The sequence below is a fragment of the Staphylococcus sp. GDX8P80P genome (assembly GCF_017893095.1).
GTDB lineage: Bacteria > Bacillota > Bacilli > Staphylococcales > Staphylococcaceae > Staphylococcus > Staphylococcus borealis.
On the sequence record NZ_JAESMI010000001.1, the window covers coordinates 27491 to 42674 of the forward strand.

Consider the following 15184-nt stretch of genomic DNA (forward strand, 5'->3'; position numbering starts at 1 on the left):
TATTTATTTTAGATTACACTTGATTAAAATAGAAATATCTTCTAGAATTTAAACATACTTTAATTTTAGCATGGCATTGAGACGAAGTGTGTTGCAAGTTATATTTTATACAACATAGACGAAATTTAATCCGAAACATAGAGAGACGGATAGAATGTCTGGAGGAGAACTTTAATGTCTGAACAACATAATTTGAAAGAGCAACTCTGCTTTAGTTTGTACAATGCTCAAAGACAAGTTAATCGCTACTATTCAAATAAAGTCTTTAAAAAGTACAATCTTACTTACCCACAATTTTTAGTGCTAAGTATTTTATGGGATGAATCTCCTGTAAATGTTAAAAAGGTAGTTACAGAACTAGCTTTAGATACTGGTACCGTATCACCTTTATTAAAAAGAATGGAACATGTTGATCTCATCAAACGTGAACGTTCTGAAGTTGATCAACGTGAAGTATTCATTCATCTTACTGAGAAGAGTGAAAAAATCAAACCTGAATTAAGCGATGCATCTAAGAAAGTTGCAACTGCTTCTTCTTTAAGTAAAGATGAAGTACACGAACTTAATCGTCTATTAGGTAAAGTCATCGACGCTTTTACCGAGTCAAAATAAAATGACATGCTAATACTAAGCCAATTAAAGTTATTCGTTTCGAATCAAATTATAATATATTTATCAATAACGAAAAGCCTGAGTTATCTATCGTAGATATCTCAGGTTTTTCGTTTATAGCATATGTGCGCTAGTTCATTTTTAATAAACGACTCAAATAGTGATCACCTTGACTTAATTCATCATAACGTCCTTGTTCTTTCACTTGACCATCAATGAGAACGACAATCTTGTCAAAGTGTGGCAATAATTTCAAATCGTGTGTTGCAACAATCACTGTTTCAGCTTGTTCCTCAACCATTTGCATCACTTGCTTAGTGTTAACTTCATCCAATGCCGTCGTTGGTTCATCTAACAACCATACATTGGCATCTTTTAGAAATAGACGTGCTAGCGCAATACGTTGCATCTCTCCACCCGATAATGTATTTCCATCTAAAGTAATGGGTCTTTCCAAATTAAGATGGCCTAAATTCAATCTTGTTAAAACATTTTGAATAACACTATCATTATGATTCGTGAACATGTTAGAACGCAGTGTACCATCAAATAATTGTTGAGATTGTAGTAGTACATTAAGTTGTTCAAAGCGACTGTCTTCATTTAGATGTGAAACGTTTTGTCCATAAAGAGCTACTTGTCCACTATCAATACCATACAAGCCACTCATGATTTGTAGTAACGTGCTTTTCCCAGAACCTGATGGTCCAACAATTGCTATTTTCTCGCCGTTATCTACAGTTAAGTTTATATTGGATAATGTAGGCATTTCTTGATGTTCGTAACTAAATGACATTTCTCTAATATCATAAACACGGTGCTGCATCACTTCTAATGTTTGCTTCGATTCGTCCACTGGATACGACAACACATCATTCAAACTATGTAATGCTTCATCTGTATCCGCTTTATAGTATGCAAAGTTGCTCATCGGCACTGTTTGTTCAAATAAAGTTAACATCATCAATACAATACTCGTTAAGTACACCACATTTAATTGTCCTTCTTTAACTTGTAAAATGCCCAAGGCTAAAGTCGCAAATATAGCGAGCATAGCGATTAAATTGAGCATATAATCATATAATGTTAAAAATCGTGATTCTTTCGATTGCATGTTGTCATATGTTTCTAATGCGTGCATCAAATGATTACGATAGTCTTCTACGTTGTTAAAACGAGCTAACTCAGCATACCCTTCCTTGTAATCATAAAATTGCGTAATCGTAGTTTGTTGTTGCTGTGCAACTTGTTCCTTTAAATGGCCTACCCGCTTAGCACTTAACCACGGTACCAACCATAGTGAACATAACATACTTATTACGATAACAATCGCATGAACCGCACTAAAATAAATTAATGTGACAGCTGCAATAATTGCTGTGAAACCAATGACAACCGGTGGATAGTAGACTCGTAAGTAAATGTTTTGCAAAGCTTCTACTTTGCTTATCATTTTTGTTAGTAAATCAGCAGATGAATACTTACGATACAAATTAGGTACTCTTGGAATTAATTGCTCTAAAAATTGAACTCGAACATCTCGCAACATTGTAAATGTTGTTCTATGCGAGAGCAAACGTTCTCCATATCGGGCAATAGCACGTATAAACCCAAACATCTTAACTGATACAACCAACACCATTAATGCGTATAAAGGTGCTCCTGATGCACTTTGGGTTACCATATAGCCGCTTAAGAAGAACATTGCTAAGGCAACGATGCTCCCTATAACCCCCGTCAAGATGGCTAATATTAAATCCTTATCCGGCCGAAATCGAATATGTGGTTTCATATGAGGTCACCACCTTTATCTAGTCTTACAGAAATCGTCTGGTCATCTTCAACTAAGTGACCCGCTTCAATAAATAATCGTCGTGTTGCTTGGCGAATCGTTGAATCACGATGTGCAATCATAATCATCGTTACACCATTAAAATGTTGAGCGATGACACGTTGAATGATCGTCTCCGTTTCTAAATCTAAGCCAGTCGTCGGTTCGTCAAACACAACTACATCAGGATGCATTAGTAACACCCTAGATAACTCGATACGACGCATTTGACCACCTGATAACATTTCGCCACCTTCACCAATTTGACTATAAATCCCCTTTTTTAGTGACAATACTTTCTCTTTTAAGCCAACCATTTCTAATACATGAAGGATTTGATCATCATCAACATCTTTAAACATGGCGATATTATCTTTAATAGATGCTGAAAAAATATATGGCGTTTGACTCAACATTCCAATTTGATGAACATTGTAGTTAAACGTTACTTGGCCAGATGTTGGTCGAATCGTTTGAGTAAGTAGTTTTGCCAAAGTTGATTTACCTGCACCACTTGGTCCTACAATAGCGATAGTCTCCCCACTATTGATTGTTAAAGACATATCTTGAATCGCATAAGATGATTGATTCGGATAGTGATACGTTACATGAGTCATACAAATTTGAGGTTTCTGCTGTACTTTGACCTTCTCTTGATTTACAAGCGTTGCACTATCAGAATCTAAAAAGTCAAAAACGACATCACTGGCCCCCTCACTTTGCTTACCTGTATGGAAGGCTTGTCCTAAATCTTTAATCGCATTATAAAACTCAGGTGCTAATATGATGGCAATTGCCGCCGTCTTAAAATCAATGCTATGAAAAACCACAAGACTTAGCGCAGCTTCCAAAGCAACCAATCCAATACCTAACATACTAATGAACTCGAGCATTAAACTCGATAAAAACGCGCTTTTTAATATGCGCATCGTTAAATCACGAAATCGCGTACTATCTTCATATACATGTGCTTTCGTGTGTTCGGTCTGTCTAAAAAGCTTAAGTGTAATAAGCCCCTTAGACACATTGAGAAAACGCTGACTAAACTGATTTAAATACGTCATTTGATCTTTAGATTCATCACGCGTTTTAAGACCAAAAATAATGTAAAAAAGTGGAATGAATGGTGCTGTAACAATCATAATTAATGCGGTATTTAAATGGATGAAACACATTGCTATGATAATTATTAAAGGAATCATCATTGACTTAAAGACTTGTGGTAAATAGTTTTTAAAAAATGGAGACAGGCCGTCTATAGTCTCGGTTAAAATATTAATTTGCGTTCCCGTGGCAACGACGGCGTCTTTTAAAACAACTTCTTTGCGTAATTGATGTTTCACCTTGCTAGCTAACGTATCACCTAATCGCAAGTTAATCATATTCAATGTTGCTCTTAGAATTAAGACGATTAAAATGATAATTAACAATGAAAAAATAGACGATGTATGATCATATAAGACTTGATCTAAAAAAGTCGCAATACTTATATTTTGAATAACGACAGTTATTGCTAGGCATGTGCTTACAATTCCCATTAACAATGGAAATATTTTATATTTAAAGACTAAATTCATTAATTTTTTCACTTTATCTTCACCTAATTTCCTATTATAAAAGGTTCTTATTGGTTTAGCATTTAATACCTTTTGAAAAACAGTGACAATATAATGAACATGTTATTAGATTATGTATTTTTGCTTTATATTCGAATTATTTAAGATATATGCGCATCTTAAAGTAACCATTTCATACTTAAGACTGTTGTGAAATGCTCTGTTATACTAGTACATTGGAAAAGGTATAAAAATATATTGTGGGTCGTTAAACACTTTTCCACTTTTTAAATAAAAGTCTACTCAAAGCATCACTAACATTTATACATAAGGCTTAAGTAGTTGTCTTAATATTATTAGCATAGATTTAATGCATTATGATATTATAGTAAAGTGAATTTTGACAACAATATATTTAAAGACAACAATATTTTAAATTTCTAATAAAAGAAAGAGGTTACTTATGATTATTATCGAGTTTATCAAGGGCCTTATCCTAGGTATCGTCGAAGGATTAACTGAATTTGCGCCAGTTTCATCTACGGGTCACATGATTTTAGTAGACGACATGTGGCTAAAATCGACTGAATTTTTAGGTTCTGAATCAGCTTTCACCTTCAAGGTTGTAATTCAATTAGGTTCTGTTTTTGCTGCAGCATGGGTCTTCCGTGAGCGTTATTTCGAAATGTTACATATTGGCAAATACAGAAAAACGTCAATTAATGAAGAATTTCGTTCTAAGCCACGTCGCTTAAACTTACTACACGTCTTAGTAGGTATGATTCCGGCTGGTATTTTAGGCGTCTTATTTGATGATTTTATTGAAGAACATTTGTTTAGCGTTCCTACTGTAATGATTGGTTTATTCCTAGGTGCAATTTATATGATCATTGCAGACAAATATAGCAAGAAAGTGACAAATCCTCAATCTGTTGACCAGATTAATTATGTTCAAGCGTTTGTAATTGGTATCTCTCAGGCAGTCGCAATGTGGCCTGGTTTCAGTAGATCTGGATCTACTATTTCAACAGGTGTCTTAATGAAGTTAGATCATAAGTCTGCTTCTGACTTTACATTCATTATGGCTGTACCTATTATGCTAGCTGCTAGTGCGTTATCACTATTTAAAAACTATCAATATATTGAACTTTCACATATCCCATTTTACTTAATTGGGTTCTTGGCTGCCTTTGTTGTCGGCTTAATTGCAATTAAAACGTTCTTACACTTAATTAATAAAGTTAAGTTAGTACCATTTGCAATTTATCGTATTGTATTAGTAATCATTATTGCTATTCTGTACTTCGGTTTTGGCATTGGTAAAGGCATTTAAAATTAAATTATGGTTAATACCATTGAACGAGAGCGGGACAACGAATTTATTTTAATTTCTGTCCTGCTCTCATTTTTTGCACTGAAAGACAATTTAATGTTCACGTCTATTGTTTATTCAAGATATTATGAGTGTTCTAGCTAGTTCCTTCGTTTAGTATCATGTATCATAGGGTAATGAAGATAAATAGTAAATCTAATGGAGGCAACGTGTATGGACAAAAAGAAACTCATTAAAACGGCAATTAATGTTTTACCAATCATTATTGTGCCACTAATTGTAGAACGTAAACGTATTAAATCTCATCCTGAGGTGCAAAAAGCAACAAACGCAACGTCTAATGCTGGTCACGCTATTGCGAATAAAGCATCAGATGCAAAAGACTATTTAGGAGACAAGAAACAAGAATTCGACAACAAGAGAGAATTGAAAAAAATTGCTAAAGAAAACGATCCTGAATACATTCAGAAAAAAGGCGAAAAATTAGCTAAGAAAAATTATAAAGAAGCTGATAAAATGAACAAAAAGCTTCAAAAAAATATAGAGCAACGCCATAAAGAAGAAGAAAAAGCACGTGAAAAGAATGAAAAACAACGTGTGAAAGATATGAAAAAGACTCAAAAATATCAAGAAAAAGTTGGTTTAACGCCTGGTAAACTTGATGATGAGACTGAGAAAAAAGGCGAAAAACTCGAAAAAGAGAACAAAAAAGACGTTAATAAACTAGATAAAAAACTTCAAAAAAATATTGATAAACGTCATAAAGAAGAAGAAAAATTACAAAAACAAGAAGAAAAAGCGCGCATCAAAGAAATGAAAAAATTGGACGGTCATGAAGCTGATAGTATTGTTTCACAAAATAAAAACGAAGAGAATAATAAGGCGTAATGTTTTATGACACGGATAATCATTGATGGAGATGCTTGTCCAGTCGTTGATTCTGTAATTGAATTAACTGCTGGGACAGGCATTTTTGTTATCATTTTGCGTAGCTTTAGTCACTTCTCAAATAAAGTACTTCCAAATCATGTTGAAACACTCTATGTCGATGATGGTCCAGATGCTGTTGATTATAAAATTGTGAAATTAGCTTCGTCAGAAGACATTGTAATTACTCAAGATTATGGATTGGCCAGTTTGTTACTTTCTAAAGTTAAGATTGTCATGCATCATAAAGGTCATATTTATCATTCCAGTAATATAGATTTGTTATTGCAACAACGTTATAATAATGCACAAATAAGAAAGCAAGGTGGTCGTCACAAAGGACCTCCACCCTTTTCAAAGGAAGATAGAAAACAATTTGAGCGTGCATTTCATGCTGTTATCAAGCGACTTAAGGAGGATGTATAATGAAGCGAATTGCAGTATATTGTGGTGCTAGTAAAGGGAAAGACCCTATTTATGTTAAAGAAGCTTACGAACTTGGAAAATATATGGCTGAACAGGGGTACGAATTAGTCTTCGGTGCCGGTTCTATAGGTATCATGGGTGCGATTCAAGATGGTGTGTTAGATCATGGTGGTCACGCTATTGGTGTAATGCCAAAGATGTTAGATGAAAAAGAAATCACGAGTCAAAATGTTAGCGAACTGATTCTTGTAGACTCAATGCATGAGCGCAAACAGAAAATGGCCGAACTTGCAGATGCATTTGTGATGGCACCAGGTGGCGCTGGGTCTCTCGAAGAATTTTTCGAGACATATAGCTGGGCACAAATTGGCATTCATGAAAAACCCATCGGCGTCTACAATCTAAATGGATTTTTTGAACCGCTTCAACAGCTTATTGATAGTATGATCAAAGAAGGTTTTATTGATGAAAAATATAAAAACTTAGCTCCTTTATACAATACAAAAGAAGATTTAATAAACGGGTTACTTAACTTTAAACCGTTAGGCACACGTACATACGATTAATGATAAAGCGACATGTTTTGGACTTTTATATTTCATTTAGTGATGACTTATCACGAATTATACTTTTCCAATATCATGTCGCTTTCACGTTTAAATTGATAACTGTTTATAATAGCGTACTTGTCGTTTCAACATGTGATATTTACTTAATTCTGGTAATTCAAAATGGTCATATAATGTCATACCAATCTTTTCCATCACTTTTCTAGATGGTAGATTATTTTCTGCAGTAAAACTGTAAATCGATTCAATCCCCTTTTCTTTAGCAAATGCTAATACGGCTGTTGCACCTTCTGTAGCAAGCCCATTCCCCCATACTTCTGGAATCAGACGCCATCCAATTTCATATAATGGCAACTCCTCGAACGGATATGAACTGTCTTGAGGGATATAATTCACCCCAATAAAACCAAGCCACTCCCCAGTTTCTTTAAGTTCAACGGCAAATAAGCCAATACCATTTTCTTTAATAATATCGTCCATTTTTTTCATATCTAATTCAGAACGTCGATAACTTAACAGACTTGGGAAATAGCGTCGCACTTGAGGATTGGCATTCATTTTCTGAAATGGCAATAAATCTTCTTGCTTCCAATCTCGTAATTTTAGTCTTTCAGTTTCTATATATGTAGCCATTTTCAACACCCCACTTTAAAGAAATACATGATTAAAAAAGTGCGATATGGCGCATTAACCATAGCACACTTTATCCATCCTTAAATTTGATTGATTAACTCATTATCCTCGAGATATGTAACTAACGAGTTCAATGTGTACTGGAATTTCTTTTAAACGATCGCGTTGATCTTTAGGCGCAACAAAAGTTGCATCGACAAAATCATTACGATGATTAAGTTTAAATGTAGCTACAAATGTATCTGTATCAGATTCAAAGTTAGGTAAATGTGCGATAACACGTTTGATTTCTCCAGTAGAATCAACGATAGTACGTCCAGTAATATTTTCAATTTCACGTCCTAATTCAGGTAATGTTATGTCGCGACCTTCTAAAATATGAAAATCTTGTTCATGCATATGTCATCTCTCCAATATTATAAAGTTTATATTTAATCATTTTATGATGTCGTCCATTTTAGTCCACTAAATACATCTAAAAAGATAAAATGTGAATTCAAAATTGATTTAAATTTATTTTACCCTTCATGCATACATATCAAACTTGCCATAACGCGAGCCAGATGGCTTCTATTATTTAAAAATGCCCATTATGAATGGCTGTTACTTGATGATGTATTTTGAGTGTTACTTTGCTCGCTAGAAGGATGCGCTTGGCTATTTGATTGACTGTGTTTGGCATTCTTAGTTGATTGTGCGTCATTGCTATTACGCGTTTCAGAAGTACTTGATTCATTACTTGATGCACTACTTTGTGATGTACTTTCATTCTTAGTCTGCTTATCTGTATGACTGCCTGATGATTCCGTTGAATCACTATTATCTTTGTCATCACTATCTGAGTCGTCCTTAGCCGATTCTGACGCTACTGATTCATCCACTTCTTTTTGAAGTTTTTCACGTTGATCGTTAAGTTTCTCTTTTTGTTGTTCTAAATCTTTCTTTTGCTTTTTCAAATCATCATTTTCTTTTTGTAGTTGCTTCACATCTTTTTCTAACGATGTTCTTTCATCACTCTTACCACATGCAGACAACATTAGTGTTGCTGACAGAAAGAGTATTAACCATTTCTTCATGCTTTTCTCCTTTATAACGAATGAGTAATCTTATTTTAACATGAATTTAGAACCTATTCATTTTTTACCTAAGGTCTTTACGCATTTTTACATGACTTATCTCATAAGTTTTCGCTTTATTAAGTTCAATCATTGCGTCATTCTTGGCATCGATTGTGCCTTCAATAGATTTAGCTTGCTTTTCAATCGCCCAACGTTCGAGTGCAGCTTTTAAACGCTTAGCGTATCCCATCCCTCGAAAATATGGATCTGTATAAAGCATCTCTGTTATTACTTTTTCATGCACCGCATCAAAATGTCCCCAAACAAATGCGATGACGTGGTTTGTGTTTTCACGCAATTCAACTAGAATCATATCATCACTATGCTTTAATCGTCGAACAATCATATCTTGACGCAAGGCAATCGATAGATGGGTTGCATTGTAATGTAGTTCTCGCCTTTCAATATGATGTTCTTGTATCTTAGCTATTGTTTCAATCCAGTCAATATCTTCAACAGTTAGTTTCCGCATAATAACTTCCTTTGTTATAAACATTATATTCTATATTTATCTATGGTATGATTATCCATATTTAACATATAATAGTCTATTATTTTGAAAAATAAATTAATTTTAAACGTTAAGGAGTTTAGTCAATGAAATCCACTGCGAAATTAGCACGTGAAAATAATGTAAAATCATTGCGACTAAATAATACAGATAGAGAAATCTTTGAGAATTATATGACATACGTTCGTGCTGACTTGAGTGTCAATCCGCATGATAGCGAGGTAATGCTGAGTCGCATATTAAAAAGATTATTAGAAGCTGAGAATGAAGGCACACTCGCATTAGAGTTTTTCGAGCATAATCCTAAAGCACACGCTAAAAAAGAAATTAAATCTTTACCTAATGAAACATTTCAAAATATATTTAAGTATATATTTCGGAATTTTATTTTTTTAATTGGTATTTTTTGTTTCTTTAAAGGATTTATTGGCTTTTTTATTGGTGGCGATAATAATGAAGTTTACTTATATACATTCCCTATCACTGTTGTTGCAGGATTGTTTATTATTTTTATGTTTATACTAGTCATATTTAAGACTGTCCAACTACAAAGTTTCAACAACTCGCACTGGGTATGGCTATTAAATTACTGTATTATAGCACTATTATTAGTCGCTTTATTTTATGTCTTTTTTATTCCACAATCATTTTTAGCTTTTGGTCCATATGTTCTGATTAGTAATTGGTCATTTATTATTATCTCTGCCATCATTACACCGATTGCTTTTTATATACAACATCATTTCGTGAATAAAGATTCTAATACGAGCTTATAATTTTTAGCATCATTACTTAACATTTACTAAGTAGCGCATGAGCTATCAAAAAAGGTTAAGCATTTTTATCAAAGTTATGCAATTACGTTTCCATTATACTGATTGGCAACGAATCGCTCATTTGATATGAATGACTTAACCTCTTTTTATTGATCATTATCCAACTAAAAATACATCTATAAAGAACCAGATAATCATAATTAGCATAATGAATGCTTGTGCAACTGAACTCGCTAAAAATGCGATTACTGATCCAACACTTGCTTTAAGGGCTTTTCCAAAATCAAAGTCTTGAATTAATTCTACAATAAGTACTGCAATAAACGGTATGATAATAATACCGAATGGTGGAAAAACAAAGCACCCTACGATTACACCTATTAACGCAGCATATTCCCCTAATTTAGAACCACCAAATCGATTTACAAAGTATTTATTCATTAAAAAGTCTGATACTAAGATAAATACAGTAAATAAAATCATGGCAACATAAAATATCCATGATAACCCTTCTTGAGAAAATCCAAATTGATAAATTAAGAAACCTACCCATAGTACAAGTACTGATGGAATAATTGGCTTAATTAGACCTACAAAAGCTAAAACAAATGATAATAGTATTAAAATCCATAAAACAACTTCCATTATTTAACTGTCACATCCGCTTCCGTATATTTTTGATCTTTCGTAAAGAAGATTAATATCATTCCAATAAAGATAGATGATGCTGACACGAAGAAAACGTTCTCCAAGCCAACCCAATGACTCATTGCCCCACCTAATAAATTTCCGAGTAATTGCCCAATGACCATTGCATTTGCAAATAATGTTGATGCATAACCCGGGAAATCAGGTAGAATATCTTGGAAATAGCTAATACCTAAACCAAGCAATATAGCTAGAAATAGCGCTAAGAAGATTTGTCCAACCATCATGGCATAGATATTTTCAAACACACCAATACTAAAGTAGAAGGCACCACCACTAATTGCACCAATAATTAACAATGTACGTGTAGCCAGCTTAGCTGATAATATTCCTAATATCACCATAAAAGGAACTTCCAAACCTGCACACAAACTGGCTAACGTTCCTACATAACCCTCTTGCTCTTTAAGGTAATCCGTTACAAATAATGGCATATTCATTGTGTACATCCATTGCCCTATATGTAATAAAATAAATGCAATGAATGGTACAAAAAGTGTTTTATCCTTAAGCATATTGGGAGCAGTCTTTTCAATATTAGCTGTACCACCAACTTGCTCTTTAGCGGATAAATTTAAATCCTTATAAAAGAAAATTTGTAAAACAAGTGTGAATAATAATATAAAGACGGTGCCACCAAAAAGGCCAGCATATCCCATAAATTGAATTAAATATGCACCAATTAATGGTCCAAACAAGAAACCAAAAGAAAACATTGAACGTAAAACTGTATTTGCAAATTTAGCGTTATTTCTTGAGGAAGAAACATTAATTGATTCACGTGCAGATGCATATAACTGCGGCATTGCCGGGGCAAATAACCCTTGAAAAACAGCGTACACAATAATAAACAACCAAATATGATGAATATAAAAATATATTGAGAAACTAATCGCCCCCATCATCAACGCACTAATGATGAGTACCTTTCTATTTATACTATGCGTATCAGAAAAGCGAGCGACAATAGAATTTACAGTAAATTGACTCACCGCTGCTAAGGCAAGCAAAATACCGAATTGATTTGTTGTCATTCCTAGTTCTTTCGTCGCAAATAGCACAAAGTAAGGCACGGTAATGGCGATACCCATACCTAATAGCATCATATTCACAACGAATAATTTGTAGTTCTTTATATGCAACAATGCTGCAAACATTTTTCCTACCCCTATTCTTCTTTGATATAACACATCATTCTAATGATTAGCGAATAAAATTAATCATCAAAGTGACAAATGACTCAACTTGTGGCAACTGTAACATGCTACTGTCATAACTCATAAATGTTGAGCGAATAAGCGGTTGATTATCGATATTCACCTTTTCAAATTCGAACATATTTTTGTCGATATTTCTCATCATGATTTCTGGGAGAATCGTTACGCCTACGCCACTTACTAACATTTCTTTACATGTTGCAACTTGATCCACTGTTATCGTTGCGTGATAATCTTGACCAAGATTTTCATTATACCATTCTTTAATTTGATTAATATAGATAGGATCCGCTTGAAATTCTATGAAAGGCAACTTAGAAACGTCATTTCTTTTTTCTTTCGGGTAGATGAAATAATGATCGTCGTCAAAGAGATGTGTATTGGTCAAATTCATGACTTTATTACCTCTCGTAATCATTACGTGATAATCTCTATGATTGGCTTTGATTTGTTCTGTAGAGCCAACTTGCACTTGAATTTCAACGTTCGGAAATTGTGAATTGTATAAACTCAACACTTCAGGTAATAACGTTTGACCAATTAAAGATGAACACCCAATCGAAATTGTGCCATTCACTTCTCCGATATGTGCTTGCATTTTATCGAAAAATAAGCGTTCGCGCTTCAACATATCACGCGCGTGTTCAATAATCATAGCACCTTCAGTGGTAGTGATTAGTTGTTTCTTTGTACGAATAAATATATCCACACCAAATGAGTGTTCAATAGCTTTAAGACGTTGTGTTACAGCTGGTTGAGAAATATATAATATCTCTGCTGCTTTACGTAACGTCTTAGTTTCATCGAGTGTAATTAATAATCGATAGTCTTCTATTTTCATAGCTTCCCCCTACTAATGTTTATTCATGAACTTGGCTATGAGCAACACAAAATTTAAGACCGAAACGAAAAATGTTAAAACGCATGCCTTGCATTGACTTATTGTCTCGTTTCGCTCCTAATATAAAAGGATTGTGTTAATATCGTTCCCCTTTATTTAAATGTGGCTTATGATGCTGAATATGTTTTTTATAGGTTTTATTGTAATTTGGTTTCTTCAATTTACCAACCATTTTGTTATAACAATACATGATTCGGTTATTTAAATCGTCGAAATTCTCATTGATTTCAATCATCAATTGATGCGCAATCATATAGGCTTCATGATATTGTTTTTTAGTGATTTGTTCATTTTTTAATGCTAATTCCAAGTCATTCTCATCAACGAGTTCATATTCTCCAGTAGACGGCAATACGAGCACATCTAAGAATAAATCAAATGTTCTAGCATTGCCCTTTTGTGTAATATTTTTAATATTAATATCGAAGTAATACTCCAATGGATTTCCTTTATCATCAAACATTGCAGTAATACTATAACGTTTCTTCTCCGGCAAAATCTGTAACCATTGATAATTGTCATTAGCAACAATTATATTCTGGCCTACTACCGTCACCTCTAAAGGTTCACGAACCTTCTTCATCGTGACCAAGCCAATAATACCCTTAAATCTATTATTATTTACCTTAACTTCTATATAATCACGTTCTAATAGGCGACGCCAGTGACGTTTATCTATATATTTTATTTTCATAAAGCCACCAACTCCTTGTCATTATTATATTAAACTAACCTATTAATGTCATCTTTGGTCGTTTTTATTTGCATTACACACATAAACCCATAAATTTTTTCAATTTTATTTTACTACATCTATTCATTTTTTAGGGAAAATTGACAAAAATACTCGTATTTGATAGATTTAAAATTATATTATCTGAAAATTCTAAATAAAGTGATAAAGGGGGAATGGTTAATGATCAATAGACCATTTAAAGCAGATCACGTAGGAAGTTTATTACGTCCAAAGCGTTTAAAAGAAGCACGTGCACAATACCAAAATAATACAATTTCAGCCAATGACCTAAAACAAGTAGAAGATGAAGAAATCGAACGCATTATTGAGAAACAATTAGAAATTGGGTTACATAGCATCACTGATGGCGAATTCCGAAGAAGTTGGTGGCACTTTGATTTCTTAGAGCATATTGATGGTGTCGAAGGTTATACACCTGATCACGGTTTAGAATTTGAAGGCATTGAAACACGTGCACATAATGTGAAAATCGTCGATAAAGTGAAGTATAATCCTAACCATCCTCACTTTGACCATTTTAAATTCTTATATGATAAAGTTGATGGTCGAGCAACTGCAAAAGTTTCTATCCCAAGTCCAAATCAATTATTTCACCCTAACATATTAAACGAAGACATTTATCCAAACATTGAAGATTTTGCTCATGATATTGCTGAAGCTTATCGTCAATCATTGCAACATTTTTACGACTTAGGTGCAAGATACATACAAATTGATGATGTATATTGGGCCGGTTTAACTGAGGGAAGTCAAAAAGTACGTGGACGTCAACGTACGGATGAAGAAAAAATCCAAGCTCGCGAATTAGCATATAAAGTAATCAATCAAGCAGTACAAGGACTTCCGGATGATTTGATTTTAACTACACATATTTGTCGAGGAAATTATCAATCAACGTGGGCGATTTCAGGTGGTTACGAAGCTATTGCACCTTATTTATTCAAAGAACATTTGGATGGCTTTTTCTTAGAATATGACGATGATCGTTCTGGCGACTTTGAGCCTTTACGTTATTTTAATAAAGATGCATATGCGGTCCTTGGTTTAATCACATCGAAAACACCTAAACTCGAAGACAAAGACTTGATTAAACAACGCATTGAAGAAGCACAGCAATATGTTGATTTGGAACATATTTGTTTGAGTCCACAATGCGGGTTTGCCTCTACTGAAGAGGGAAATCAACTCACAGAAGAAGAACAATGGGCTAAATTAGCCTACGTTGTAGAATTAGCAAATGAATTATTAGGTAGCGCTAAATAACGACTTATTAAACTTAAAAAGGGAGTGAGTCTGGGACATAATTCCT

The 15184-nt window shown here is 33.8% G+C and carries 17 protein-coding genes; 7 read left to right on the top strand and 10 right to left on the bottom strand.

Annotated elements, in window-relative coordinates; translation table 11 throughout:
• Positions 1–174 precede the first annotated feature (174 nt).
• Positions 175–612, top strand: coding sequence for a global transcriptional regulator MgrA (gene mgrA, locus KA858_RS00140; protein WP_053029987.1), 438 nt, complete (start codon positions 175–177; stop codon positions 610–612).
• Positions 613–742: 130 nt separating this feature from the next.
• On the opposite strand, the gene KA858_RS00145 is transcribed toward mgrA, so the two are convergent.
• Both KA858_RS00145 and KA858_RS00150 read right to left on the bottom strand, forming a co-directional pair.
• Positions 743–2404 (bottom strand): amino acid ABC transporter ATP-binding/permease protein, encoded by a 1662-nt coding sequence (locus KA858_RS00145; protein WP_210134707.1) that lies wholly within the window; start codon positions 2402–2404, stop codon positions 743–745.
• A complete protein-coding gene (locus KA858_RS00150) occupies positions 2401–4032 on the bottom strand; it encodes an ABC transporter ATP-binding protein/permease (RefSeq protein WP_210134708.1) in 1632 nt (543 codons plus the stop codon). Before KA858_RS00150 ends, KA858_RS00145 begins: the two co-directional genes overlap by 4 nt.
• A 430-nt stretch (positions 4033–4462) precedes the next feature.
• Between KA858_RS00150 and KA858_RS00155 the strand changes: the two genes are divergently transcribed.
• From KA858_RS00155 to KA858_RS00170, 4 genes are all read left to right on the top strand, one after another.
• Entirely contained in the window at positions 4463–5332 is an 870-nt protein-coding gene (locus KA858_RS00155) for an undecaprenyl-diphosphate phosphatase (RefSeq protein ID WP_053029990.1), read from the top strand.
• A gap of 213 nt (positions 5333–5545) precedes the next feature.
• Complete coding sequence (locus KA858_RS00160) at positions 5546–6220, top strand: hypothetical protein (RefSeq protein WP_053029991.1); 675 nt, start codon at positions 5546–5548, stop codon at positions 6218–6220.
• 6 nt (positions 6221–6226) lie between these two features.
• Positions 6227–6685, top strand: coding sequence for a YaiI/YqxD family protein (locus KA858_RS00165; RefSeq protein ID WP_210134709.1), 459 nt, complete (start codon positions 6227–6229; stop codon positions 6683–6685).
• Positions 6685–7251: an LOG family protein gene (locus tag KA858_RS00170; RefSeq protein ID WP_053029993.1), complete on the top strand. Its 567-nt coding sequence runs from the start codon at positions 6685–6687 to the stop codon at positions 7249–7251. Before KA858_RS00165 ends, KA858_RS00170 begins: the two co-directional genes overlap by 1 nt.
• A gap of 90 nt (positions 7252–7341) precedes the next feature.
• Here KA858_RS00170 and KA858_RS00175 read toward each other — a convergent pair whose 3' ends face one another.
• From KA858_RS00175 to KA858_RS00190, 4 genes are all read right to left on the bottom strand, one after another.
• Complete coding sequence (locus tag KA858_RS00175) at positions 7342–7887, bottom strand: GNAT family N-acetyltransferase (protein ID WP_053029994.1); 546 nt, start codon at positions 7885–7887, stop codon at positions 7342–7344.
• 102 nt (positions 7888–7989) lie between these two features.
• Entirely contained in the window at positions 7990–8286 is a 297-nt protein-coding gene (locus KA858_RS00180) for a hypothetical protein (protein WP_053029995.1), read from the bottom strand.
• A gap of 191 nt (positions 8287–8477) precedes the next feature.
• Positions 8478–8963, bottom strand: coding sequence for an SA0632 family lipoprotein (locus tag KA858_RS00185; protein ID WP_107629619.1), 486 nt, complete (start codon positions 8961–8963; stop codon positions 8478–8480).
• A gap of 64 nt (positions 8964–9027) precedes the next feature.
• Positions 9028–9477 carry a GNAT family N-acetyltransferase gene (locus KA858_RS00190; RefSeq protein ID WP_210134710.1) on the bottom strand — a complete coding sequence of 150 codons (450 nt, stop codon included), beginning with the start codon at positions 9475–9477 and terminating at the stop codon, positions 9028–9030.
• Between the two features lie 125 nt (positions 9478–9602).
• Between KA858_RS00190 and KA858_RS00195 the strand changes: the two genes are divergently transcribed.
• Positions 9603–10292, top strand: coding sequence for a DUF1129 family protein (locus KA858_RS00195; protein ID WP_053029998.1), 690 nt, complete (start codon positions 9603–9605; stop codon positions 10290–10292).
• Between the two features lie 156 nt (positions 10293–10448).
• Here the strand turns inward: KA858_RS00195 and KA858_RS00200 are convergent, their stop codons facing one another.
• From KA858_RS00200 to KA858_RS00215, 4 genes are all read right to left on the bottom strand, one after another.
• On the bottom strand, positions 10449–10937 hold the full coding sequence (locus tag KA858_RS00200; RefSeq protein WP_107629616.1) for a DUF456 domain-containing protein: 489 nt from the start codon (positions 10935–10937) through the stop codon (positions 10449–10451).
• Positions 10937–12157, bottom strand: a complete 1221-nt coding sequence (locus KA858_RS00205; RefSeq protein ID WP_210134711.1) for a sugar efflux transporter — start codon at positions 12155–12157, stop codon at positions 10937–10939. Before KA858_RS00205 ends, KA858_RS00200 begins: the two co-directional genes overlap by 1 nt.
• A gap of 46 nt (positions 12158–12203) precedes the next feature.
• Positions 12204–13058, bottom strand: a complete 855-nt coding sequence (locus KA858_RS00210; RefSeq protein WP_053030001.1) for a LysR family transcriptional regulator — start codon at positions 13056–13058, stop codon at positions 12204–12206.
• Positions 13059–13194: 136 nt separating this feature from the next.
• Positions 13195–13812, bottom strand: coding sequence for a ribonuclease FAU-1 family protein (locus KA858_RS00215; RefSeq protein ID WP_210134712.1), 618 nt, complete (start codon positions 13810–13812; stop codon positions 13195–13197).
• A 222-nt stretch (positions 13813–14034) separates the two neighbouring features.
• On the opposite strand from KA858_RS00215, the gene KA858_RS00220 reads away from it, so the two are divergent.
• Complete coding sequence (locus KA858_RS00220; protein WP_210134713.1) at positions 14035–15138, top strand: 5-methyltetrahydropteroyltriglutamate--homocysteine S-methyltransferase; 1104 nt, start codon at positions 14035–14037, stop codon at positions 15136–15138.
• Positions 15139–15184 lie beyond the last annotated feature (46 nt).